We start from the raw sequence: 22301 nt of genomic DNA, 5'->3' as shown, positions 1-22301 counted from the left end.
CGCGAAGTGCGCTGTCACGTGCCCACTCAGGCTGTGGGGGGCTCCTGGTTTCCGGTGGTGGGTGTGACCGGTGGTCGATTACTGTGAGGTTTGCCGGTCGGTCGGGTGGGTTTGGCCGGTGAGGACGGTGGTGGGCTGGAGGCGTCCGGTGGCGAGGTCTTCGGCAACATCGCTGAGTTTCCGGCGGTGGCGGCGGGCGTAGCCGCGCAGGTGCTCGAAGGCTTGGTCGATGTCGAGGTGGCCGGCGTGGGCCAGGACGCCCTTGGCTTGTTCGATGCTGATCCGGCTGTTGAGGGCGCCTTGGAGTTGTTCGGTGAGGACCTCGCCGCGCCGGATGGCGCGTTCTTGCAGGATGCCGATCGTGGCTGTGTCGGCCAGGCCACGCGCGATCGTCAGGTCGTCCGGTCCGAGCGGACCAGCGCTGCTGAAGAGGTTCAGCGCGCCGATGACCTGTCCACGCAGTCGCAGCGGGATGGCGTGTGCAGACCCGAAACCCTCCCTGAGGGCTTCGGGTGCGAACACCGGCCAGCGTTCCACGACGGTGGACAGGTCAGTGATGTTGACGGGTTCGCCGGTGCGGTAGGCGTCCAGGCACGGCCCCTCGTCGGCCTGTAGTTGCAGCAACTCCAGCAGCCGGGTCCGTTCGTTGGAGGCGGCAACCACATGGAGGCCCTGCCGCTGGTCGGACAGCAACAGCCCCGCCGCGGCCGCACCCAGCAGCGTGACGCAGTAGCCGGCAAGCCTGTGCAGCAAATCCACCACGTCGTAGTCGTCGACCAACGTGTCGGCCATGTCCACGAACGCCAGCACCAGCGGCTGGCCCTCTTCGGTTGGGTTGGAGTGGTCACTCATAGCTGTCTCATCTCCCCTGACAACCGTAGCCGCCCGGCATACAGGTTGTAACGGTTCGACCCTGGACTGATCCGCGGCATTCGCCGGCTGATCATCGCTGGGCTGTTCGCGGGCTGGTCGTTCATGTTTGGATCACCCGTGGATGCAGGCGACGCGCCACCAGATCGGAGGCGATTTCCTCCAGCAGACGACCCGTGGTGAAGGCGTAGCCACGCAACCTGGCCAGTGCCTCGTCAGCCGGAATCCCGAACTGGGCGATCACGATCCCCGTCGCCTGATGCACAACCGCGCGATCCCGCGTCAGGTCCAGCAACCACGCCTCGCTGATCTCGCCCTCCGGGCCAGTGCTGGAGACCGCCAGCAAGGCGCTGGTCGCGACATCGGTGATCCGCAACGCCAGCTCCACCTCCGCATCCGACAGCCAGCCAGGCTCACGCCGATACAGATCAATCGCACCGAACCTGGCCGCCCCCCGTCGCAACGGAAACGCGAAGACCGCTCCAACCCGCCCCATCGCCGGCTCGGTCTGCGACCAGCCACGGATCTCTCCCGCGAACACCGGCCACGAAGCCCCGGCATCCCGCTCGAGATCGGGCACCAGCACCGGCCGCCCGGTCTCGAACGCCTCATAGCACGGCCCCTCACCCAAACCGAACTGCACAGCCTCCATGCGTTCCACCACGGAATCCGTGGCGTACAAGCTCTGCCGATGCTGCCTGCCGAGCATCACCGAGATCGACGCGCCATCCACCGGCAGCAAAGCCACGCACGCCTGACACACCCGAACCATCGGACCGGACACGTCGCCACCCGCACGCAGGGCCGACAACACCGCCGACACCAGCCCTGACATCGAATCCGCGACATCCTCCGACCCACTCACCACCCTTCACAACCTCCCCTGAAGAGGGCGACCAGAACCTCCCGGCGGCGGCAAGCCTACAAGCCGTACCAAGACGCGGTGGCACACGACTGAACCACCTCACCCTAGCCCCACCCATCCCCACCAACCCCACGCGCAACCTGGTCATGAGTCAAGAAGTTGGCAGGGGCGCGACGGTGATCATGCGGCTGGCCGATCGCGGACTGGTGGATCTGGACGCACCGGTGATGGACGTCTTGGACGAGCTGGCACTGCCGCCTCGCGCTGGCGAGCCGGCTGTCACCTTGCGTCATCTCTTGTCCCACTCCAGCGGACTTGAGGACAGCTACGGGGATACCGGCCGGGGAGACGATGCGCTCCAGCGTTACGTGCGGGATTGCTCGGATCTGCCGCGCTTGGCATCGCCGGGCGTGATCTACTCCTACGGCAACCCGGGCTTCAGGACGGCGGTAGGACACCTGGATGGCCTCGCCGTCGCAGCCTGGCCAGTGCCACGTTCAGCAGGTCCGGCTGGTGGGATCCTGTGCAGCATCGGCGACCTGCTCGGCTTCGCCCGGATGCATCTCGCAGGTGGTGTCTCTGGAGACGGGACTCGCGTACTGTCCCAGGAAGCCGTCGCCGAGATGCAGCGCCTTCACATCGGCTCGCCAGACGCGCGGACGGGTGCCGGCTGGGGCGTGGGGTGGCAACTGTTCGACAGGGGCAAAGACCGGTTGATCGGACACGATGGCGGAGCGGTGGGAATCTCCGCCTTCCTGCGAATCCTGCCCGGCCGGCAAGTGGGCTTGGCGTTGACCACCAACGGAGGCAACGGTGGCGGCCTCCAGCACGACCTCTTCAACCAGATTCTCGGTGCGCTCCATGGCATCCAGATCCCACCTGAGGCGGAGCCAACCAGCGATGAGAACGCGCCCGACGACGTGGATCCGCGGCCCTACCTCGGCACCTACCTGCGCCGCGGGTGGGAGCTCGAGGTGGTCTTCGGCGCCGCTGGGCTCAAGGGCATCCTGCGCCTGCAGGAGCCGATGTCCCGCGAGCTTGGGACCGACATCTTGGAACTGGACCTCCGGGCATTGGACAACGTGCGATTTGTCCAACGCACTTCAGGTAGCCAAGGGCCGTGGGATCCAGTGGCGTTCCTCGACCTTCCACCGCACGGGCGTTTCGTGCACATGTGGGGCAGGAGCACACCCAAGGTCGAATGACGCCACCATGAAGAGCGGCAGCACCTAGCTCGCCAAGGACAGCCGTGGCTGGTAGAGCTCCATCCAGGTGGCCAGGTTGAGGACCCGTTCGCTCCGCATCCGCGTCAGGATGGCCGGTCCCCGTCCCGACGCCTGATCGGCTGCCCACTGGCGGTCCACCAGCTCGAACACACGATGATCCGGACTGGACAGCAGGTCGCGCACCTGCGCCCGCAACGCGACGTCGTAGGCCGAGTCCTGCGTCGACGGGTAGTGGCTCTTGACCCGCTCGACCACAGACTGCGGCAGCACGTCCCTGGCCGCGTGGCGGAGCAGGCTCTTCTCCCGTTGGTCGAACGTCTTCAGCGACCACGGCGTGTTGTAGACGTACTCCACCAGCCGGTGATCGCAGTAGGGCACCCGTACCTCCAGCCCGACCGCCATGCTGAGCCGATCCTTGCGCTCCAGCAACGCGGGAAGCATCCGCGTGATCTCCAGGTAGCACATCTTGCGCTTCCGCCAGGCGTCCTCGTCCTCGCCCGCGACCTCCTCCAACTCGCCGACCGCCGTAGCGTAGGAATCGGCGACGTACGACGGCAGGTCGAGGCGGGCGGCCAGATCGCCCTGGAACATCGCGGGATCGCCGAGCAGCTTGGGCAGCATGCCGCCGAGCCCGGCCAGCCACGGGAACGTCGCCGCCTGCTGCACCTCGGCGTCGTGCATGAAGGAGTAGCCGGCGAACACCTCGTCCGCCGACTCGCCCGACAGCGCCACGGTCGAGCGGTCCCGGATCGCCTTGAACAAGAGGAACAGCGACACGTCCACCTCGCCGTAGCACGGCAGGTCACGCGATCGTACGACCGCCTCCCGCGCGGCAGGATCGGCCAGTGTCGCGCTGTCGAGCACGATGTCGGAATGCTCGCACCCGGCCAGCTCGGCGACCTCGTGCGCGTACGGCGCATCCGGCGTGCCGCGTAGCTCGTCCGCGGTGAAGTTGTCGACCTGGCCGGCGAAGTCGACCGAGAAGCTACGCACCTTCTCCCCCTGGCCGGCCAGCTCGCGTGCCGCCAGCGCGGTCATCACACTGGAGTCCAGCCCGCCCGAGAGCAGCGTGCAGCGCGGCACGTCCGCGACCAGTTGCCGGCGCACGATGTCGTCCAGCAACGCGCGAACGTTCGCGACCGTGGTGTCCCGGTCGTCGGTGTGCTGCCTGGTCTCCAACCGCCAGTACGTCTGCTCGCGCCGGCCGGACCGGCTCACCGACAGCACCGTGCCGGCCTTGACCTGGTGCATGCCGGCCCAGACTCCGTGCCCGGGCGTCACGACCATCGTGCAGAGCTCGCGCAGGCCGGACAGATCGACGACGGGATCGGCCAGCGGGTTGGCGAGAATCGCCTTGGGCTCCGAGCCGAACAGCACGCCGTCGTCGGTCGGGTAGTAGTAGAGCGGCTTGATCCCGAGCCGATCCCTCACCAGGACGAGGGTTTCGGTGCGGGAGTCCCAGATCGCGAACGCGTACATGCCGTTGAGTCGTTCGGCCACGGCCTCGCCCCATTCGAGATAGCCGCGCAGGACGACCTCGGTGTCGGACTCCGTGCGGAACGCGTGCCCGCGGCGGCGCAGCTCGGCGCGCAGCTCCCGGTAGTTGTACGCCTCGCCGGAGTAGACCAACGTGACCGGCCGGCCATCGCCCGCCTCTGCCTCCGCCGTCATCGGCTGCGCGCCGCCGGCCAGGTCGATCACCGCGAGGCGGCGATGTCCCAAGCCGGCGTGCCGATCGGTCCAGACACCGCTCGCGTCCGGACCACGCAGCGCCATGGTTCCGGTCATGGCCTCGAGCGTCGCGCGCTCCGACGGGGAGGCGAGGTCGCGCTGGTACGACACCCAGCCCGTGATTCCGCACATAGGGGTTCTCCTGGTCAGTCGTCGCCGTAGATGGACGTGCGGTAGTCGGACGCCCATTGGGTGAAGATGTCCGCTGCCTTGCCGCCCACGGCTCGCAGCTGCCGCCTGACCGGAGGCCGGGTGGGCTCGAATGCGCGATGGAGCACCATCGCCAGCTGGTCGGCCTTGTCCTCGACGCCGAGCGCGAGACCGTCGGGCAGGAAGGGCTCGGCCGCGAAGAAGCCGAACAGCGTCGCGGTCAGGGGGTAGTCGACGTTCTCCGGATCCAGCCCGTCGCGAAGCAGGCCGTTGCCGGCGAGCAGGCCGAGATATTCGCGGAGCGCGATGAGCTTGACCGCCTGCAGGGGCTGCCGGGCCGGCTCCGCGAGAACCTTGTCGAACACCTCGGAGTCCTGGGTATAGATGGCACGCAGGATCGGCCGCGCCATCGCCTCGACGTACATCCGGCGCAGGACGCGATGCAACGCCACCTCCGCCGGGTCGTCGCGGATCGCGGCGGCGATCGCATCGGCCATGGCAGCGGCTTCGCGCGCGCCGGCGGCCGCGAACAGCTGCTCGCGGCTGCGCCAGTGGAGGTAGACCGTTCCCTTGCCGACGCCGGCTCGCTTGGCCACCTCGTCGATCGACACCCGCCGCGCGCCCCAGCGCAGCAGCAGGTCCGACGTGACATCGAGGATGCGGTCGGCTCGTTCCCGCCGGTCGGTCGGCTGCGCGGGTGTCATCGGCTGCTCCCGGATCTGGCTGGTGACTGATGACTCGTGACTGAAATAGATATCCAGTCATCGGTCACCGTAGCTCGCGGCACGGCGACGGTCAAGAAGTCGATCGTTCGGCTGATCTCGCCGTTCGAACACGGCACCATGAACGCATGGGAGCGACGGCCGCGCAGCTGGAGCAGGCCCGGAACCTACTGGCAGAGCTCGCGCTCGACCAGTGGCGGCAGGAGATCGCGGTGCGGCGACTGGACGATCCCGCACCGCAGAACGTGCGCTGGCGACTGACCGAACTGGATCTGCTGGACCACGCGAAGAACGTGCTCAGCTCCAACCCGCTGAGCTTCTTCCTGCTCGGCTGGGGCCGGCTACGGTTCAGCGGGACCCCGGATCGGGCCGGCCAGATCGTCGAACGGTTCCGCCGGCTCGGCCACCGGCGGCTGGCGATCGTCGGCGAGCCGGGCATGGGCAAGACGACCCTCGCCGTGCTGGTGCTGCACGAGCTGCTGAGCACCGCCGAACGCGGCGACGCCGTGCCGGTCCTGTTCACGATGTCCGGCTGGAACCCGGAAGAGCAGAGCTCCAGTCCTGGCTGGTCCGCCGGCTGGACGAGACCTATCCCGCCTTGCGCGCGGTCGGTCCCGGCACCGGCACCGGCGCAGCGGAGCGGCTGGTCGCCGGCCGGCACGTCCTCCCGATGCTCGACGGCCTGGACGAGCTGGCCGAGCCGGTACGCGCGAAGGCGATCGCCGCGCTGAACGCCGAGCTGACACCCGCCGACCAGCTGATCCTCACCTGCCGTACGGAGGAGTACGCCTCGGCGGTCGCCGGCTGCGCGGGTGATGTCCTGGCCGGCGCCGCGGTCATCGAGCCCGTCCCGCTGAAGGCCTCCGACGTACTGCGCCACCTCGAACGCTGCCTGCCACCGGGTCGAGCCGGGTGGCCGCGCCTGTTCACCCAGCTCAAAGCCGAACCGGCCGGTGTCCTCGCCCGCGCGCTGAGCACGCCGCTCACGCTCTGGTTGCTGCGCAAGGTCTACGTCGACGGCCGCCGTGAACCCTCCGGTCTGTGCGACCCGAGCGCGTTTCCCACCGTCGACGCGATCACCGAACACCTGCTGGACCAGCTCGTCGAGGCGGTCGTCTCGGCTGCCGCCGGCGAGCGACGCTGGAGCGCGGCGAACGCCGAGCGCTGGCTGGGCTTCCTCGCCGACCGGCTCGACACCCGCGGGGAGTACGACTACGTGGCCCGGCAATCAGTGCTGACGCCCGCCGCCCTGGCATCGAGGGTCCGGCGACGGCTCCCGCTGCGGCTGACGGCGTTCCTGGCCGACATGCACCGGCTCGGGCTGCTGCGGCGGGTCGGCCCGGCGTACCAGTTCCGGCACGCGAAGCTGCAGGACCGGCTTGCATCCGCGTACCGCTCCGGCCACATCGATTAGCCTGCCTGGCGTGGCAGAGCGCAACCTCGCCGGTGTGCACGCGATCAGCACCGGCGAAGCAGAACTGATCGCCGACCGGGACGATCCTGGTGGGTGGTTCGTCAACGTCAACGGCGTACCGAGCTCGTACGTCCACCTGGACGACCCGACGATCCTGGTGTTCGAGTACGTACGCTGGATCGGCGACTTGCTCGACGTCGCCGCGCCGGAGGGCGAGCGGCTGCGTGTCACCCACCTCGGCGGGGCCGGCTGCACGCTCGCCCGTTATGTCGCCGCCACCCGGCAGGGGTCGATCCAGGTGGTGTTCGAGATCGACGAGCTGCTCGCCGAGCTGATGCGCGAGGCGTTCGACCTCAGGCGGCGTACGGGCGTCCGCCTGCGGGCCGCCGATGCCCGCGAAGGGCTGGCGACCCTGCACGCCGGCAGCCAGGACATCGTTATCCGGGACGCGTTCGCCGGCAACATCGTGCCCGAGCACCTCACGACCGTGGAGTTCGCCCGGGAGGTCGCACGAGTGCTGGCGCCCGGCGGCGTCTACGTCGCCAACGTCGCCGATCGCGCGCAGCAGCTGCACGCCCGGATGGAAGCCGCCAGCTTGCGTACGATCTTCGACCAGGTGGCGATGGTCGCGGAGCCCGGGCAGCTGCGCGGGCGGCGGTACGGCAACGTGCTGTTGCTCGCCTCGAACGGCCCGCTCCCCCTCCAGCCGCTCACCCGGAAGCTGTCGTCCGGCGTCATCCGCGCCCGGGTCGTACTACCCGAACGCGTCGCCGAGCTCGTTGCCGGCACGCCCGCGCTTCACGACCTGAGCTGAGCCAGCAGCCGGATCACCGCGGGTGACTCGCCGTCCGGCCTGGTGACGAGGAATGCTCCGACCGTCACGCCGGCCAGCGGACGTACCGCCACGCCGTCGACTTGGGGCGGCTCGTCCAGCGGGTAGAACGCGGTCCACGCGGGCTCGCCGCCGCCGATGTCGTGCAGCATTCCCTGCAGCGTGGTGAACGGCTCGCCCCGCTGCGGCGACAGGCCGGCGGCCTCGCACGTACGGACGATGAGGTCGTGGAACGGCGGGTTCGAGTGGCGTGGAGCCAGCCGGAGGACGAGGTCGGCGAGGTCGGCGGCGCGGGCGACGTCGCCCTTTGCCGCGGGATGGCCGGCGGGGAGGACCGCGAGCACCTGGTCGGTCCACAGTGGCGTCGCGGCCAGGCCCGGCGGCGGGTCGACGTCGCGGACGACGGCCGCGTCGAGCTCGCCGTTGCGTACCCGGGCGAGCCGGTCGGCCCGGGTGGCGCGGACCGGATCGACTCCGATGCCGGGCAGGTCGTTGGCGAGGCTGGTGAGCAGGTTGTGGACCTGCCGGTCGAACGCGCGGCCGATGCCGAGGCGGATCACGCCCTCGCGGCCGGAGCTCAGGTCGGCGGCGACCTGGCGCGTCCGTTCAACCGCTCGCAGCACCGTTTCGGCTTCTGAGAGCAGGCGGGTGCCGGCGGCAGTCAGGCGCACGTGCCGGGTGGACCGGTCGAACAGCCGGACGCCGAGCTCACGTTCCAGGCGCTGGATGTCCTGGCTGACCGCGGCCTGCACGATGTTGAGGCTGCGAGCCGCGCGGCCGAACCCGCCGGTCTCCGCGACAGCCACGAAGTAACGCAGCTGACGGATCTCCATCAGCGGTCACCAGCTCCAGTGATCAGGATCGGTGATCACTGTGGTTCGAAACCGCTTCTTGGCCGGTGGTCGTTCCCGCGCTGGAATCGAGGCATGAAACCCATTGTCGTACAGGCATCCGAAGCCGAAGTCCTCGAAGGCGTGAACCCGATCCGTCTGCGCGCCGACAGCGACGCCAGCCAGGGAGCGTTCAGCATCTCCAGCGGCACCATCGCGGCCGGCGCCGACAACGCGAGACCGCACTTCCACAAGGCCTCCTGGGAGGTGTTCTGCATCGTCGACGGTGCGCTGGAAATCCTGCTGGACGACGAGCTGGTGACCGTCTCCGGGGGTGGGCTGGTGGCGGTGCCGCCCGGAGTCGTGCACGCTTTCGGCGCGACGCCGGGGTCGCGCGTCGACGCCTTCGTGTTCATCACGCCGGGCGTGCAACGCTTCGACTACTTCCGGGTGCTGCCGAAGATCCTCAGCGGCGAGATCCCGGAGGCCGAGCTGGCCTCGATGCACGAGAAGTACGACGTGCACTTCGTCGACAGCCTGGTGTGGGACGCGAGGACTGCTATTCGTCGCTGAGCAACCGCTCGACGCGTTCGACCTTGGCCGACAGCTGGCCGGTGAAGCCCGGACGGATGTCGGCCTTCAGCACCAGCCCGACCCGCGGCGACGTGGCCGCCACCACGTCGACCGCCTGCTTGACGACGGCCATCACCTCGTCCCACTCGCCCTCGATGTTGGTGAACATCGCATTGGTCTCGTTGGGCAGGCCGGACGCGCGAACGATGCGTACGACCTCGGCGACCGCCTCGCTGACGCCACCGGTCTCGTCGCCCGCTCCAGGGCTGATGCTGAACGCCACGATCATGCCGTCAACCCTAAGTCGTCGCACTCCGGCCATCAGCGCGTGGTGCCGGTCGCTTCCCAGCCGGCCGATTATGCGACGTCGCCGGAGACGACTGTGCCGCGGCGGATCGCGGCTATGGCGGCATCGGCGGCTGCCCGGTGCGAGCCCGGCACGGTGAGCACCTGGTCGAGCAGCTCGGCCACCTGCCGCAGCTCTCGTACGAGGTCGCCGACCAGCACCCCGCTGGAGCCGATCGCCACGTCGAGTGGGTCGCCGTTCGCCCACCGGTAGACCGGAACGCCCAGAGCCGGCTCGGGGTGCTGCGTCGGCGGCAGGCCCTCCGACTGCTCGTCGGACAGCACCGAACGGGTGATGTCGCGCACGCGTTCGTACGCCTCCACCAGGCGCTGGTTGGCGAAGCCCGTCGGCCGCGGGCCGCCGAGCGACGTGCGTACGGTGAACCAGGAGGCCGCCGACGCCAGCTCGGCCGGCTCGAGCGGGTCGAGTACACCGGCCGTGAGGCACTCGGCGAGCAGCAGGCCGGACGGGTGGAACAGCCGGCGCACGACGTGTCCGGACCGCGTGAGCGACCAATCCGAAAGGTGACCGCGCCGCCGCAACAGCCGGATCACCGCGGCCAGCTCCGTCTCCACCGCACCCGTCGCGGCCGCGATCAGGCTTTCCAGCTTGGCGATCGAGGCGGTCAGCTGCTCGCGGCCATCGGAGGACCGCGACAACCGTGGCTTGGCAGCCGGTGGAGCGACGTCGGCCACCGGGGGCAGGTCGAACGCCGCCAGGGCGTCGGCGGCCCGCCGGGCGTGCCCGCGTTCGGTGCGTACCCACTCCGGCAGGTCGATCCGCCCGCAGGAAACCATCGGCGTACGCAGTGACTGCACGGTGAGCTGCACGCGCCGCGCGTCCGGCCGCACGGCCTCGACGTAGACCTTGCCCCGCTTGCGCCCGACCGTGAGCACGACGACCGGACCGGCGGCCGTTCTGGACGGGTCGATCAGGACGTCACCGGGCTCGAGTCCGGTCAGGCTCTGCTCGATCCGCTGCCGGAACTCGGCCTGGTCGGCGCCGGAGTCCCCGGCCGGCAACGGCACCTCGGCAGCGGGCAGGAGCGCAAGCTCTGCGTGACGTTCGGCCAGGTCCGCGCGCAGCGTCTTGACCTGCAGGCTGTCGAGCCGGTGCCGCAACGACGACTCGACGAACGACACCGCCTCTCCCGCGTGGCCCGTCGTGCGTACGAGGTTGGCGGCCATCGCGGGCGTCACCCGGAACTCCGAGCGGATCGACGCCAGCCGCCCGCCCACCAGATCGGCGATCCGCCGGAACGACACCTGCTCCGACCACGGCACGATCACCTGTCCCGCGGAATCGATGCCGCGCCGCCCGGCCCGTCCCGCCAGCTGCGCGAACTCCGCCGCCGAGACCAGCTCGCCGCCCGGCCGCACCATCCGGTCGAACACGACCGTACGGGCCGGCAGGTTGACGCCGAGCGCCAGCGTCTCGGTCGCGAACGCGACCTTCAACAGACCTTCGCCGAACGCCGCCTCGACAACCTCGCGTTGCACGGGGGCCAGGCCGCCATGGTGAGCAGCGATCCCGGCTTCCAGCCCGCGCTGCCAGGACTCCGCGTCGATCGCCCGCAGCTCGCCGGCGTCCAGCTCGGTGAGCGCGGAACGGACGAGTTCGCGGACCCGATAGGCCTCCGCCTCCGACGTGAGCCGTACACCGTCGGCCACCAGCGACGCGACCGCGTCGTCGCAACCCGCGCGGGAGAACATGAACCAGATCGCGGGCAGCAGGCTCGACTCGGCCAGGCTCTGCAGCAGGTCGGGCCGCTGCGGTGGCACGGCCCGGCCGCGATCGCGCTGCCGCAGGCCGTCCTCCGTACGAGTGGCGCGGCGGTTGCCGTCGAACAGCTCGGCGATCTGGTTGATCTGCCCGTCGACGTGCATCGGAAGCAGCTTCGGTGCCGACCGCAGGCTGCCCACGGCATAGACGTGGTGGAGCTCGACGGGCCGCCGGTCGGCCACGATCAGCGCGGTCGGGCCGTGGACGTCCCGCAGCCAGTCGCGCACGACCTCGGCGTCGGGGATGGTCGCGGACAGGCACACCAGGCTCGCCTCGGCCGGCGCGTGGATGACGACCTCTTCCCAGGCCGAGCCGCGGTCGGGGTCCTGGAGGTAGTGGAACTCGTCGAGCACGACGACGCCGAGCCCGCGCTCGGCGAACGCGCGGTCGTACAGCATCGCGCGCAGCACCTCGGTGGTCATCACCAGCACGGGCGCGCCGGGGTTGACCACACGGTCGCCGGTGATCAGCCCGACCCGCTGCTTGCCGAGCCGCTTGCAGAGGTCGCGGTGCTTCTGGTTGCTCAGCGCCTTCAGCGGAGTGGTGTAGACCGCGGTCGTGCCGGCCTCGAGCGCGCGGGCGATGGCGTAGTCGGCGACCAGCGTCTTGCCGGAACCTGTGGGCGCCATGACCAGCACTGAACGCCCCGCATCGAGGGCGTCCAGTGCTTCGGTCTGGAACGGGTCGGGCTGGACGTCCAACTCCGTGAGAAATCTCTGGCGCACCTGATCAGGGTCGCGGTCCACGCGCCCGTCCTCAACTGCTTTTCGCCGTCGCGAGCACTCACACAGCCAGCTCGCCGCTCTGACCGACCCGATCAGGCCATGGTGTCGGTCGATCAGTATTCGCGGTCACGCATGGTTCACCAGTCCTTGTTTCGCATCGGTCACCTTCTGTGTTCGTGTGCGTTGGCCAACGCACACGAACGCTAGGTACCGTGCCTGGCGCCGCTCTGGCGCGAGACCGAGGAGGATGCCCACCCGAGGTTGCCGTCGGACGGCAGCGGCGCGGCCACCGGGCGTCGGCTCCGGGCAGGTACGAGCGTTCCGCCGGCCGCTCCGACCAGCGCGATCACGCCCGCGACCTGCAACGCTGGCCCGGCTCCGCTCGCGACCAGCTGCGGCGATCCGAACCCGCCCTGCTCAGCGAACACCGCGGTGACGATCGCGACACCGAACACGGTCGCGAGGAAGCGGAACATGGTGTACGTACCCGAGGCCTTGCCGATGTCCGGGAGCGCCACGGCTCCGACGACCGCGCGCTGCACCGTCGGCATCGCGATCGAGATCCCCACGCCACCGAGCATCAACGGGACGATCAGGCCCGCGTACGAGAGCTCTGCCGAGGTGACCGAACCGAGCCAGAGCATCGAAACGCCCTGCAGGACAAGGCCGGACACCACGAACCAGCGTTCGGCGATCCGGTCGGCGAGCGCGCCCGCGATCGGTGCACAGACCATCAGCGTGCCCGTCCACGGCATCAGCTTCAAGCCGGCCTCGAACGGGTCGTCGCCAAGGCCGTTCTGCAGGAACTGCGGTACGAGGAACGCCACGCCGAACGTCGAGGCGGACAACGCGAAGCCCGCGAAGTTGGCCGCGCTGAACGCCCGCGAGGCGAAGAAGCGCATCGGCAGCATCGGCGCGTCCGTCCGGCGCTCCCAGGCGACGAACGCGGCCAGCAGCAGGACGCCGGCCACGGCCGAGCCGATCACCTCACCGCTCCCCCAGCCCGCCTCGTTGCCGCGGACCAGCGCCCAGACCAGGCCGAGCGCACCGGCCGTGACGAGGGCGTTGCCGAGGAGGTCGAACCTTGTCTTCGGGCCGTACGTCTCGTCCAGCCGCGCCCGTACGAGCAGCGCGCCCAGCAGGCCGATCGGCACGTTGCACCAGAAGATCCACTGCCAGGCCAGACCCTCCGATATCGCACCGCCGACGAACGGCCCGGCGAAGATCGCCAGCCCGGAGACGCCGGCGAACAGGCCGAGCACGCGGCCGCGGCGTTCGGGCGGGAAGGCCGCCGTGAGCTGCGTCATCGCGAGCGGCATGACCAGAGCGGCGCCGACGCCCTGCACCGTACGCGCGGCGATCAGCGTCCCCGCCGTCGGCGACACCGCGCAGGCGGCGCTGGCGAGCGCGAACAGCACGAGCCCGCTCGCGAAGACGCGCCTGCGGCCCAGCCGGTCGCCCAGCGCGGCGCCGGTCAGCAGCAGGACGGCGAAGGAGAGGTTGTACGCGTTGACGATCCACTGCAGTGACCCGAGCGAGGCGGAAAGGTCACGGTGGATCGTGCTCATCGCGGTGACCACGACCAGGGCGTCCAGCGCGGCCATGAACGTCGCGACCGAGGTCAGCACCAGGACCCAACGTTGTTTTGTCGTCATGGCGGTACCGATACGCGGGGCCGCGCCGATTCATCGGTGGCCGGCGATGAATTTCGGGGGGCTCACGGATCATTACGTATGTGAGTGATGCGAACCCGGACTTCGTACGGCTGGCCGATCCCTACCGCAGGGAGCTGCTGGCGTTCTGCTACCGCATGCTCGGCTCGCTGCACGACGCCGAGGACCTCGTACAGGAGACGTACCTGCGGGCCTGGCGGGCGTACTCCGAGTTCGAGGGGCGGGCGTCGATGCGGACCTGGCTCTACCGGATCGCGACGAATGCCTGCCTGCGGGCGCTGGAGAACGCCCAGCGCCGGGCGCTGCCGTCAGCGCTGGGGGCGCCCTCGTCCGATCCGCACGACCGCCTGACGCGGGCGCCGGAGGTGCCGTGGCTGGAACCGATCCCGGATCTGCTGTTCGTCGGCGCGCCGGTCGATCCGGCGGCCGCGGCCGTGTCGCGGGAGAGCATGCGGCTGGCGTTCGTGGCGGCGCTACAGCACCTGCCGGCGCGGCAGCGGGCAGTCCTGATCCTGCGTGACGTGCTGCAATGGCCGGCGGCAGAGGTCGCCGCGCTGCTCGACATGAGCCGGCCGGCGATCAACAGCGCCTTGCAACGGGCACGGGCGACGCTGGCGTCGTTGTCGCTCTCGGAGGACTCCGTGGCCGAGCCGTCGGAACCGGAGCGGAAGTCGATGCTGGAGCGCTACGTACGCGCGTTCGAGGCCGGCGACATGAAGCTGCTGACCTCGCTGCTGGCCGAGGCCGTGGTGCTGGAGATGCCACCGGCCGTGGAGTACTTCGCGGGGCGTGCGACCGTCCTCGACTTCCTCGCGACGCGCGTGCCGCGGGCGCACCGGTTCCGCATGCTCCCGGCCGGCGCCAACGGCCAGCCGGCGGTCCTGGCGTACGTGGACGACGAGGTGGGCGCCTACCTCCTGCACTCGGTGCAGGTGCTCTCGATGTCGAAGGAGGGCATCAGCCACATCACCGTCTTCTTCGGCCGCGACTGCCTACGCGCCTTCGGCACCCCCGACCGCATCGACGGCTGACGGGCCCGGTGGCTTACGCCGGCTAGGTCCAGCGGATCCGTTCGAAGCAGATGCGCTCGTACGGGCCGTCCACACCGGTCTCGTACAACAGACCGACCTGCCCACCAAGCTCGACCAGATCCGAGTAGGCCGCAGGCGCCTCCGACACCACGCATGCCGTACGCCAGGTCAGCCCACCGTCGGAACTGATCCGGACCACCATCCGCCGGCGCGCCGACGGGTCGCTCGGACCGGAGTGGGCCAGGCGGCTGCCGATCGCCAGCACGCTGCCCTGCACCACCGGCGTACGCAGTCCTGGAGCCGGAACGTACGGCTGGTCGAAGCTCTCGCCGCCGCCGTCGCTCAGTGCGTACGCCCGCGTCGCCGGCGCGTCGCGGGCCTGGTTACGGGTGGAGAAGTAGACCCGGCCGTCCGGGAGCTCGGCGGCGGTCGTCTCGTTGGCGTCGACCGTGCCGTCGGCGGGCTGCACGGCGCCGATCCGCCACGACCGGCCGCCGTCGTCGCTGAGCAGGGCGTGGCCGCCGTAGCCGTCGGCTGTCGAGTGGTTGGCCGGGCACACCAGCCGGCCCGCGAACGACCCGTGCCGTAAGGCGATCGCGTGCCCGGGCCCGGTCGCGTACCACCGCCAGTCCGCCGGCTTCACGGCGTCGGTGATGTCCTGCGGCGCGCTCCACGTCTCGCCGTCGGACGTGCCGCGCTGCAGCAGCACTCGCCGTGCGTCGGCTGCCTCGACCTCGCCGCGCAGGATCCGGTCCTCCGACGCCCAGCCGGCCGTTCGTACGGTCAGCAGGACGATGTCGCCGCTGGCCGGATCCACAACGGGTGCGGGGTTTCCGACCGTGTGCGGCGGATCGGAGTGAACCACCCGCAGCGGCCCCCAGGTCGCGCCGCCGTCGGCCGAACGCCGGAGCACCAGGTCTATCGAGCCCGCATCGCCGGCTCCCTCCCGCCGCCCCTCGGCGAACGCGACGAGCGTTCCGGCGTCGGTGCGGACGATCGCCGGGATGCGGAACGTGTGGTAGCCGTCCGTACCCGACTCGAAGACCACGGTGCCGCTGGCAGTCCCGGCCTCAGAGCTCATGACACGAGGCCGGCTTCCACGAGGTAGGGACGGACGGCCGCGGTCTCCGACTCCGAGAGCGGGATCATCGGCAGGCTCGTCGTGCCGTGCGCGATCACGCCGCGATGCAGCAGCCCGGCCTTGAACGCGCCGATCGCGGAGGAGTAGCGGCCCATCCGGGTCGAGTCTCCGACGGTGATCAGCTTGAACAGGCGGCGCAGGCGCTCCTGCTCGCGCGCGGCGGCTGCCCAGTCGCCGCTCGTCGCGGCCTCGTACAGCCGGACGAAGCCCTCCGGGTCGACGTTGCCGACACCCGGCACGATGCCGTCGGCGCCGAGCGCGAGCCCGACGTCGGCCATCACCTCCGAACCGGTGAACACCTTGAAGCCGGCCGCACGGACGTCGGGGTCGAGCAGCTGGAGGACCGTACGCATACCGTCGAGGTCGCCGCTGGAGTCCTTCAGCCCTTGGAGCACGCCGGCGGTCGCGAGCTCGGCGACCAGCGCGGCCGGCACCTTCGTGTGGACGGCGGACGGAATGTCGTAGGCGAGCAACGGCAGGTCGACGGTCGCGCGAATCGTCCGGAAGTGGACGCCGATCTCGGCCGGATGAGTGGGCGCGTAGAACGGCGCGGTGGCGACCAGCGCGTCCGCCCCCTGCTTCTCCGCCGCCCGCGCGTGCGCGACAACCCGCGGCGTCGTCATGTCGATCACGCCGGCGAAGACGGGCACCTGGCCGGCCGCGTAACGGACGACGATCTCGAGTACGCGGACGCGCAGCTCGTCGGAGAGATAGGCCGCCTCACCAGTGGATCCGCCGACGAAAAGCCCCGTGGCCCCGGCGTCGAGGAGGTGCTGGCAGAGCCGTTCGAGCGAAGCCACGTCAATGTCGCGTTGCGGCGTCAGCGGAGTGCACAGCGGCGGGATCACACCGCTCGGGATTCCGGCCTCGGCCTCAGGTCTCAGTTCCGTCACAGCGACCGACCGTAGCGCAAGTGAAGTCGATCTTCGGCAGCTCAGACGACTTCGGCCTCGACGCGGTCGACCAGCTCGGTCAACTCGGGAAGCGCGCGCATCATCCGGCTCATTCGCCGAGCGCCATCGCGCAAGGACGGATCCTCCAACGCCGCGACGATGCCCTTGGAGACGGCAGTGTCTTTCCCAGCGGTCCAGCGACCAACTGTTCCCGCATGTTGGGACACGCAGCGCTCGGCGGTGTAGAACTGGTCGCCGCGAAACGGCATGAGGAAGAGCGGCACGCCCATGAAGAGCGTCTCTGTGACGGTGCTCGCCCCGCCGTGGGTGACGACAAGGTCAACTGTCGGCAGCCGATCCACGATCGACGTGAAGCCCAGGATGCCGGCTGACGGAAAGCGGTCCTGAAGTTCTTCGGAGAGAGCCGGCGGGCAGGCCACCTCGACGTCGATCTCGTCGAGCGGAAGCTCCGTCAGTATTCGTTCGATGACCTCCTTGTGAGGCACGCGATCGGTTGTTCCGAACGTGACGAGAACTCGTCGCCGGCCGGTCGGGAACCGCTCGTTGCCGGCCTGTTCTGGAAGCCGGTAACGGCGGAACTCGAGGTTGGGTGCGAACGAACGAACGTCGGTGGGCTGGTGATATTGACGTGGCATATAGGTGACTCGGCGCGGATGTGCATACAACCGAGACCGCCACGCGTGCTCCAGGCCGAGCGCGACGCTCGCCGCTTCGAGAACGCCGTGCTGCAGCGCGACGACCCGGTTCAGCACGGAGTCACTCGATGTCAGCACCGAAAGGGAAGGCAGGCCGGACACGGCGGCGTGCAACTCTGCCCCGCGTTCGGAACCTTCGTGCACGAGGAGATCCGGCCGGACCCGATCGATGACCGGTCCGAGAGCTTCGAAGCTCGCGGTCGCCAGCTCGACTCTGGAGAGTTGCTCGCTGCTCGCCGGTCGCGCGTGCGTCTCGACGGGGCGGCCATGGAAGTGTCTTAAGGCCGTTTCGTCTGTCCAGACATGAACGGTGTGCCGGCGTTCGAGCAGCGCATCGACAAGTGGAAGCAGCGGTCGCACATGCCCGGTGGGCGGATCGGACGTCACCAGGACTTTCATCTTGCTCCAAGTCAATCCCCGGGTTAACGTGAGTTTCTCGCCAGTGACGGCCGTTAGGGGGACGGGTCGATGGGCGTCGAAACCAATCCTCGCATCGCGTGGCGCAACCCGCACGACTACAGTCCGATTCAGGATCGGGTGGGAGTCAAGACCTCGAAAGACCTGAATCTTCCTCGGGTGACGCAGCGCGTTTCGCAGGCCCCAAATCCGTATGATCCGGCCTTTCTGGATCAGCGGGAAGTCCTTCGAGTCACCTATCAGGGGGACGATCGCTGCCAGCTCGCCTGTCCTGGCTGCTACACCGGCAGCCGCCTGCGGGCCGGCGAGACCGAGTCGGACCGGGCGACCGGCAGGCGAAAAGTCGTGGATGTGGACGACTTCACCGGTCAGATCGAGGCACTGGGTGACGGCCTGCAGGACTTCTTCCTGATCGGGGCGGAACCGACGATGGACCCCGCCGGATCCGCCACGAAGCTTTCCTGGGTGGCCGCCCGCGGGCTGCCTTTCATGTCCATCACTCACGGCGCCGTGTCGATTCAGCGCTTCGAGAGGACGTTCCGGCAGGCGTTCGAAAACGGTATGTACAAGCTGAATATCAGCCTCGACTCCACGGATCCAGCAGTCAACAACACGCTTCGCGGCCGCGACTACGCCCATCGCCGAACGCTGGCGGTCATTCGTCACTGTGTCGAGAACGACCTGCCGATCAAGGTTCAGCTGACAGTCTGGCCGCTCAACTATCCGACGATCGTCGACTCCGTGCACGAACTCTACGATCTGGGCGTGCGGGGATTCGCGTTCCATTGCGGATCGCTCGAAGGCATCGACGACCCGGACCAAGCCGGTCTGGATCACGTCGATCCGCTGGCCTGGCGTGCACTCGCACGGCAGCTCTACGACTTCCGCGACGCCCATCGTGCCGAGCTCACCCATTTCAACGTCCCTCTGCTGTATTTCACCGAGACGGAGCTAAGACAACACGTGATCGGCGACGAACAGCTCACCATCGCCTATCTCGATCATGTCGACCGCCTGGAATCGGGCGCGGAGTCGGCGAAGCCGTTCCATGCATGTCCTGCCCTCGACGTTCCGCAGGTCTATGTCTTCGGCAACGACGGATCCGACTCACGTGGCGCTGTGTCGTTGTGCCAGATCCATGTCGGCAACCCAGGCATGGCATACGCCCGCTACCAGCCCGGGCCGCGCCGGTGGGCTGTGGAGCAGGATCCCGAGCTCAACCAGATGCAGCACATGATCTCGTCACCACATCTGTGTCCCGCCCTACCTGGCGCGACCAGACGATCCTCCGATCGCGTTGTCACCGAGGTGGGCGCGTTGTACCACGCCTGCCGCTATCTCGGCTCGAACCAGGTGCCGATCGACACCCCGCAGTTCGGCGAGGAGCTCTACTCCGCTGCCTGCGACCTCTATCGTCAGATCGCCAGGGCCCTCGTGCTCTACCCCAAGCCCGGGCCGGACGGCGAGTGGCCGATCGCCAAGGTACGCAGGCTGACCGAGGGCAAGGTCTCGCTTGCAGAGCGGGCAAACGTCCTACAAGGTTCCTTCGAGGAGCGCTGATCGGGCTCAGTGGCCGGTGCTGTTGTAGTGCTCGGTCTGCCTGCGCCAGAAGAGGTACGCGGCGTAGAACAGCAGTCCACCGGCGAGCGGTGAGAGATAGGCGACCCACGGATCGATGGACAGCTCGCCGGTGCGGTCCAGTAACACCGTCGCGGGCAGGTATGCCACGAACGCGAGTGGCAGCAGGAACGTGACGCCGAACCGAACCACCGAGGGGAAGATCGAAAGCGGGTATCCGCTGAACGTGCCGAAGATCTGGTCGATCGTTACCCGGATCGAGCGCACCGACACCAGCCGGAACGACAACGTGGACACGACCAACTGCACAGCGGCCTCGACCAGTGCTCCACCAACGACCGCCAGGAACAGGAACGCGAGCGCCGGCGGTGACCAGTCGACGTCCACCAGCCGAGCAGCCGCCGTCAACACCGCGACGCCGGCCACCAGATCGCCGAACACCGACAGCGATACCCCGCGTGTGACGAGCTGGACGAGGGCGCCGACCGGCCGGACCAGGTAGCGATCGAACTCGCCTTCCCGGACGACAAGGTCGAGCAGGAAGACCTGCGACAGCGGTGCGGTGAAGGCAGCATGTGCCATCAGCCGCAGCCCGTACAGGAAGGCGACCTCGGCCAGGCTCCAGCCGCCGATTCCGCCGAATTTGCTCACCACCACCCACACGAAACCCAGGCCCGCTGTCTGGAACAGGATTCCACCGATCATGGAGAGCATGAGGTTGCCGCGATACTGCAGCTGGCTGCGGAACGCGGCGGCGGTCAAGGCGAGATAGATCCGCCAGAATCGCAGGACCTTCGCGCACATGCGCTCACCCGCCTTGCACGACAACGCGACGTAGGGCACGCGACCAGATGATGCGCAACAGGAACCACAGCACGACGCACCAGAACAGCTGCAATGCGAGCGCTCCGAACACGTCCACACCCTCGACCTGCCCCAGATACACCGCCATCGGGGTGTAGGTCGTGGCCTGGAACGGTAGCCACTCGGCAATGGTGCGCAGCCAGTCCGGCATGAACCACAAGGGAACCAGAGCGCCTGCGAGGAACTGTGCGAGCATCCGGTAGATCATGAAGATGCCCTGGACCTCGAGGGTCCAGAACGGAACCAGGCCGACGACGGCGTTTACCAATGTACTGATGGTGTAGGCGAGAACCAGCGCTCCGGCGTACGCCAGTCCGCTCATGACGGACTCCGGCGCCTGCGCACCGCCGATCAGGACAGCCAACGGCAGCGCCACCAGCACGAACGGAAGCATGGCGACGGTCGCGCCGACCTGACCGGCCAACGTCTGCTCGAGAAATCGCAACGGGCGAAGCAGGTCGATGGCGATCTTCCCGTCGCGGATCCGGTAGTGCGTCGTCGTGAACGACCAGGGTGAGAGCAGCCAGTACTGCAGGCTCGCCAACGTCGCGTAGGCGATCTGCATCGAAAGCGTGATCTGCGCACTTCCTCCGTTGACGGCGATCCGGTCGCTGCCTGCCTGAGCGTAGACCGCTGTCCACACGACCTTGAGCAGGAACACCTGCAGGAGGACGCCGACAAGCCCGAACAAGTAGTCGGCGCGGTAGGTCAACACGGTTCGTGCCTGGAGTGCGGCCAGTCCTCCGTAGGCGCGCAGGCGGTAGGTCATGCGGCGGCTGCCGCGGCGAGTACGTCGCGCGTGATCCTCGTTGTCGTCGCCCAGTCGAAGGCCCGACTTCGTATGCGTCCAGCCGCTCCCAGCGACTCGGCGAGCCCTCGGTCGGTCAGGACGCGGGTCATCGCTTCGACGATCGCCGACGTGTCGTCGGGGTCGACGAGCAGGGCCGCGTCGCCGGTGACCTCGGGAATCGCCGGCCGGATCGAGGACACGACCGGGGTTCCGCACGCCATCGCCTCGAGCACCGGGATGCCGAATCCTTCGTAGAACGACGGATGCACCAGCATTCTCGCGGCGGTGTACACATGCGGGATCAGCTCGTCCGGCAGCCGTCCAGTGATGCGGACGTCGTCGCTCAGGCCCTGGTCGGCTACGAGCCGGTGCGTTCGTTCGATGTCGAGGTTGACCAGCAGGAGGGGATTGGCGCGGCGCAGCGAGGCTGGAAGGAGCGCGTAGGCCTCGAGTAGGCCTGGCAGGTTCTTCCTGCGGTGACCAGCGGCAACGCTGAGGACGTAGTCGGTTACCGTTCCTTCGAATACTTGGCCGGCGACGATCCGCTTCGACTCCTCCCGGCTGGCGGGCAGGAAACCGAGCGAGTGACCGAGCGGCGCCGGAACGATCGGCTTGTCCCGCAGGTCCCAGGCGACCTCGACCTCCTTGGCCGTCGACTCGGAGACGGTGAGGATCGCGTCGGCTCGCTCCGCTGATCGCCTGCCCCAGACTTGGTACAACTCCAGGTTGGCGGCGGTGAAGTACTCCGGATGGTGCTCGAAGATGACGTCGTGGACGGTGACGACCATCGGCCGTTGCCATCGCAACGGCAGGAAGAACGACGTGCCGAGCAGGACGTCGGGCTGATCAGTCTCGAGCGCACTGAAGAGGGCCTGCTGATGCCAGGTGATGTCGCGCTCCAGCCGTTCGGGATAGCCGGCCAGGTCGAACCCGACTGGACGCGGTGAGACGTTGCGCAGCGAGAGCTCGACAGGAGACGTGCTCGGGGCGTAAAGGAGAATCTCGTCCTTGCCGCTTGCCGCGAGATTCTCCGCGATATGCGAGATATAGCTGATGAACCCGCCGTGATGCGGTGCGGTGACGTACGCGTCGATCCCAATCCGCATGCGACGATGTTAACCGGCCGCTGGAT

21 protein-coding genes are annotated in these 22301 nt (G+C 68.7%); 7 read left to right on the top strand and 14 right to left on the bottom strand.

Annotated features, from left to right (window positions below; translation table 11 throughout):
- Positions 1-78: 78 nt before the first annotated feature.
- Entirely contained in the window at positions 79-852 is a 774-nt protein-coding gene (locus ACYVF6_RS21565) for a GAF and ANTAR domain-containing protein (protein ID WP_460524077.1), read from the bottom strand.
- Between the two features lie 121 nt (positions 853-973).
- Entirely contained in the window at positions 974-1642 is a 669-nt protein-coding gene (locus ACYVF6_RS21560; protein WP_460524549.1) for a GAF and ANTAR domain-containing protein, read from the bottom strand.
- A 275-nt stretch (positions 1643-1917) separates the two neighbouring features.
- On the opposite strand from ACYVF6_RS21560, the gene ACYVF6_RS21555 reads away from it, so the two are divergent.
- Complete coding sequence (locus ACYVF6_RS21555; RefSeq protein ID WP_460524075.1) at positions 1918-2940, top strand: serine hydrolase domain-containing protein; 1023 nt, start codon at positions 1918-1920, stop codon at positions 2938-2940.
- Positions 2941-2964: 24 nt separating this feature from the next.
- On the opposite strand, the gene asnB is transcribed toward ACYVF6_RS21555, so the two are convergent.
- Positions 2965-4824 carry an asparagine synthetase B family protein gene (asnB, locus tag ACYVF6_RS21550; protein WP_460524073.1) on the bottom strand — a complete coding sequence of 620 codons (1860 nt, stop codon included), beginning with the start codon at positions 4822-4824 and terminating at the stop codon, positions 2965-2967.
- A gap of 14 nt (positions 4825-4838) precedes the next feature.
- The gene (locus ACYVF6_RS21545; protein WP_460524072.1) at positions 4839-5546 is read right to left on the bottom strand and encodes a TetR/AcrR family transcriptional regulator; all 708 of its coding nucleotides are present in this window, start codon (positions 5544-5546) and stop codon (positions 4839-4841) included.
- A gap of 146 nt (positions 5547-5692) precedes the next feature.
- On the opposite strand from ACYVF6_RS21545, the gene ACYVF6_RS21540 reads away from it, so the two are divergent.
- Genes ACYVF6_RS21540 through ACYVF6_RS21530 form a run of 3 tightly spaced genes read left to right on the top strand, consistent with a single transcriptional unit; the run spans position 5693 to position 7792 of the window.
- Positions 5693-6295 carry an ATP-binding protein gene (locus ACYVF6_RS21540; RefSeq protein WP_460524070.1) on the top strand — a complete coding sequence of 201 codons (603 nt, stop codon included), beginning with the start codon at positions 5693-5695 and terminating at the stop codon, positions 6293-6295.
- A complete protein-coding gene (locus ACYVF6_RS21535; protein WP_460524068.1) occupies positions 6235-6978 on the top strand; it encodes an NACHT domain-containing protein in 744 nt (247 codons plus the stop codon). The genes ACYVF6_RS21540 and ACYVF6_RS21535 overlap by 61 nt, the downstream gene beginning before the upstream one ends.
- 10 nt (positions 6979-6988) lie before the next feature.
- Positions 6989-7792, top strand: coding sequence for a spermidine synthase (locus tag ACYVF6_RS21530; RefSeq protein ID WP_460524066.1), 804 nt, complete (start codon positions 6989-6991; stop codon positions 7790-7792).
- Here ACYVF6_RS21530 and ACYVF6_RS21525 read toward each other — a convergent pair.
- Entirely contained in the window at positions 7777-8643 is an 867-nt protein-coding gene (locus tag ACYVF6_RS21525; protein WP_460524064.1) for a LysR family transcriptional regulator, read from the bottom strand. The two genes, ACYVF6_RS21530 and ACYVF6_RS21525, sit on opposite strands and share 16 nt — an antisense overlap.
- A gap of 93 nt (positions 8644-8736) precedes the next feature.
- On the opposite strand from ACYVF6_RS21525, the gene ACYVF6_RS21520 reads away from it, so the two are divergent.
- Entirely contained in the window at positions 8737-9213 is a 477-nt protein-coding gene (locus tag ACYVF6_RS21520) for a cupin domain-containing protein (RefSeq protein WP_460524062.1), read from the top strand.
- Here ACYVF6_RS21520 and ACYVF6_RS21515 read toward each other — a convergent pair.
- The 3 genes from ACYVF6_RS21515 to ACYVF6_RS21505 all read right to left on the bottom strand — a co-directional run bounded on the left by ACYVF6_RS21515 (position 9200) and on the right by ACYVF6_RS21505 (position 13721).
- Positions 9200-9502 carry a thiamine-binding protein gene (locus tag ACYVF6_RS21515; RefSeq protein WP_460524060.1) on the bottom strand — a complete coding sequence of 101 codons (303 nt, stop codon included), beginning with the start codon at positions 9500-9502 and terminating at the stop codon, positions 9200-9202. The genes ACYVF6_RS21520 and ACYVF6_RS21515 overlap by 14 nt on opposite strands.
- 68 nt (positions 9503-9570) lie before the next feature.
- Entirely contained in the window at positions 9571-12066 is a 2496-nt protein-coding gene (locus ACYVF6_RS21510) for a DEAD/DEAH box helicase (protein WP_460524058.1), read from the bottom strand.
- Positions 12067-12269: 203 nt separating this feature from the next.
- Positions 12270-13721: an efflux MFS transporter permease gene (locus ACYVF6_RS21505; protein WP_460524056.1), complete on the bottom strand. Its 1452-nt coding sequence runs from the start codon at positions 13719-13721 to the stop codon at positions 12270-12272.
- An 80-nt stretch (positions 13722-13801) separates the two neighbouring features.
- Here ACYVF6_RS21505 and ACYVF6_RS21500 point away from each other — a divergent pair, with 80 nt between their 5' ends.
- Positions 13802-14770 carry a sigma-70 family RNA polymerase sigma factor gene (locus tag ACYVF6_RS21500; protein WP_460524054.1) on the top strand — a complete coding sequence of 323 codons (969 nt, stop codon included), beginning with the start codon at positions 13802-13804 and terminating at the stop codon, positions 14768-14770.
- 22 nt (positions 14771-14792) lie between these two features.
- Here ACYVF6_RS21500 and ACYVF6_RS21495 read toward each other — a convergent pair whose 3' ends face one another.
- The 3 genes from ACYVF6_RS21495 to ACYVF6_RS21485 are packed head-to-tail and all read right to left on the bottom strand — an operon-like array spanning position 14793 to position 18033.
- A complete protein-coding gene (locus tag ACYVF6_RS21495; RefSeq protein ID WP_460524052.1) occupies positions 14793-15851 on the bottom strand; it encodes a sialidase family protein in 1059 nt (352 codons plus the stop codon).
- Complete coding sequence (locus tag ACYVF6_RS21490; RefSeq protein ID WP_460524050.1) at positions 15848-16804, bottom strand: dihydrodipicolinate synthase family protein; 957 nt, start codon at positions 16802-16804, stop codon at positions 15848-15850. The genes ACYVF6_RS21495 and ACYVF6_RS21490 overlap by 4 nt, the downstream gene beginning before the upstream one ends.
- A gap of 41 nt (positions 16805-16845) precedes the next feature.
- Entirely contained in the window at positions 16846-18033 is a 1188-nt protein-coding gene (locus ACYVF6_RS21485) for a glycosyltransferase (RefSeq protein WP_460524048.1), read from the bottom strand.
- On the opposite strand from ACYVF6_RS21485, the gene ACYVF6_RS21480 reads away from it, so the two are divergent.
- Positions 17989-19497, top strand: coding sequence for a radical SAM protein (locus tag ACYVF6_RS21480; protein ID WP_460524046.1), 1509 nt, complete (start codon positions 17989-17991; stop codon positions 19495-19497). The genes ACYVF6_RS21485 and ACYVF6_RS21480 overlap by 45 nt on opposite strands.
- Before the next feature lie 6 nt (positions 19498-19503).
- Here the strand turns inward: ACYVF6_RS21480 and ACYVF6_RS21475 are convergent, their stop codons facing one another.
- Genes ACYVF6_RS21475 through ACYVF6_RS21465 form a run of 3 tightly spaced genes read right to left on the bottom strand, consistent with a single transcriptional unit; the run spans position 19504 to position 22275 of the window.
- On the bottom strand, positions 19504-20358 hold the full coding sequence (locus ACYVF6_RS21475) for an ABC transporter permease (protein ID WP_460524044.1): 855 nt from the start codon (positions 20356-20358) through the stop codon (positions 19504-19506).
- Entirely contained in the window at positions 20324-21148 is an 825-nt protein-coding gene (locus ACYVF6_RS21470) for an ABC transporter permease (protein ID WP_460524042.1), read from the bottom strand. Before ACYVF6_RS21470 ends, ACYVF6_RS21475 begins: the two co-directional genes overlap by 35 nt.
- Positions 21145-22275, bottom strand: coding sequence for a glycosyltransferase family 4 protein (locus ACYVF6_RS21465; protein ID WP_460524040.1), 1131 nt, complete (start codon positions 22273-22275; stop codon positions 21145-21147). Before ACYVF6_RS21465 ends, ACYVF6_RS21470 begins: the two co-directional genes overlap by 4 nt.
- Between the last annotated feature and the right edge of the window lie 26 nt (positions 22276-22301).

This window comes from Flindersiella endophytica, assembly GCF_054779015.1.
Note: the sequence above shows the minus strand (reverse complement) of the source record. Positions and strands in the feature narration are given on the sequence as shown.

Bases quoted from the DNA above. Each gene is read 5' to 3' on its own strand.
- ACYVF6_RS21565 (WP_460524077.1), bottom strand. From the start codon at position 852: ATGAGTGACCACTCCAACCCAACCGAAGAGGGCCAGCCGCTGGTGCTG.
- ACYVF6_RS21560 (WP_460524549.1), bottom strand. From the start codon at position 1,642: ATGGTTCGGGTGTGTCAGGCGTGCGTGGCTTTGCTGCCGGTGGATGGC.
- ACYVF6_RS21555 (WP_460524075.1), top strand. From the start codon at position 1,918: ATGCGGCTGGCCGATCGCGGACTGGTGGATCTGGACGCACCGGTGATG.
- asnB (WP_460524073.1), bottom strand. From the start codon at position 4,824: ATGTGCGGAATCACGGGCTGGGTGTCGTACCAGCGCGACCTCGCCTCC.
- ACYVF6_RS21545 (WP_460524072.1), bottom strand. From the start codon at position 5,546: ATGACACCCGCGCAGCCGACCGACCGGCGGGAACGAGCCGACCGCATC.
- ACYVF6_RS21540 (WP_460524070.1), top strand. From the start codon at position 5,693: ATGGGAGCGACGGCCGCGCAGCTGGAGCAGGCCCGGAACCTACTGGCA.
- ACYVF6_RS21535 (WP_460524068.1), top strand. From the start codon at position 6,235: ATGCTCGACGGCCTGGACGAGCTGGCCGAGCCGGTACGCGCGAAGGCG.
- ACYVF6_RS21525 (WP_460524064.1), bottom strand. From the start codon at position 8,643: ATGGAGATCCGTCAGCTGCGTTACTTCGTGGCTGTCGCGGAGACCGGC.
- ACYVF6_RS21520 (WP_460524062.1), top strand. From the start codon at position 8,737: ATGAAACCCATTGTCGTACAGGCATCCGAAGCCGAAGTCCTCGAAGGC.
- ACYVF6_RS21515 (WP_460524060.1), bottom strand. From the start codon at position 9,502: ATGATCGTGGCGTTCAGCATCAGCCCTGGAGCGGGCGACGAGACCGGT.
- ACYVF6_RS21505 (WP_460524056.1), bottom strand. From the start codon at position 13,721: ATGACGACAAAACAACGTTGGGTCCTGGTGCTGACCTCGGTCGCGACG.
- ACYVF6_RS21495 (WP_460524052.1), bottom strand. From the start codon at position 15,851: ATGAGCTCTGAGGCCGGGACTGCCAGCGGCACCGTGGTCTTCGAGTCG.
- ACYVF6_RS21480 (WP_460524046.1), top strand. From the start codon at position 17,989: ATGGGCGTCGAAACCAATCCTCGCATCGCGTGGCGCAACCCGCACGAC.
- ACYVF6_RS21470 (WP_460524042.1), bottom strand. From the start codon at position 21,148: ATGACCTACCGCCTGCGCGCCTACGGAGGACTGGCCGCACTCCAGGCA.
- ACYVF6_RS21465 (WP_460524040.1), bottom strand. From the start codon at position 22,275: ATGCGGATTGGGATCGACGCGTACGTCACCGCACCGCATCACGGCGGG.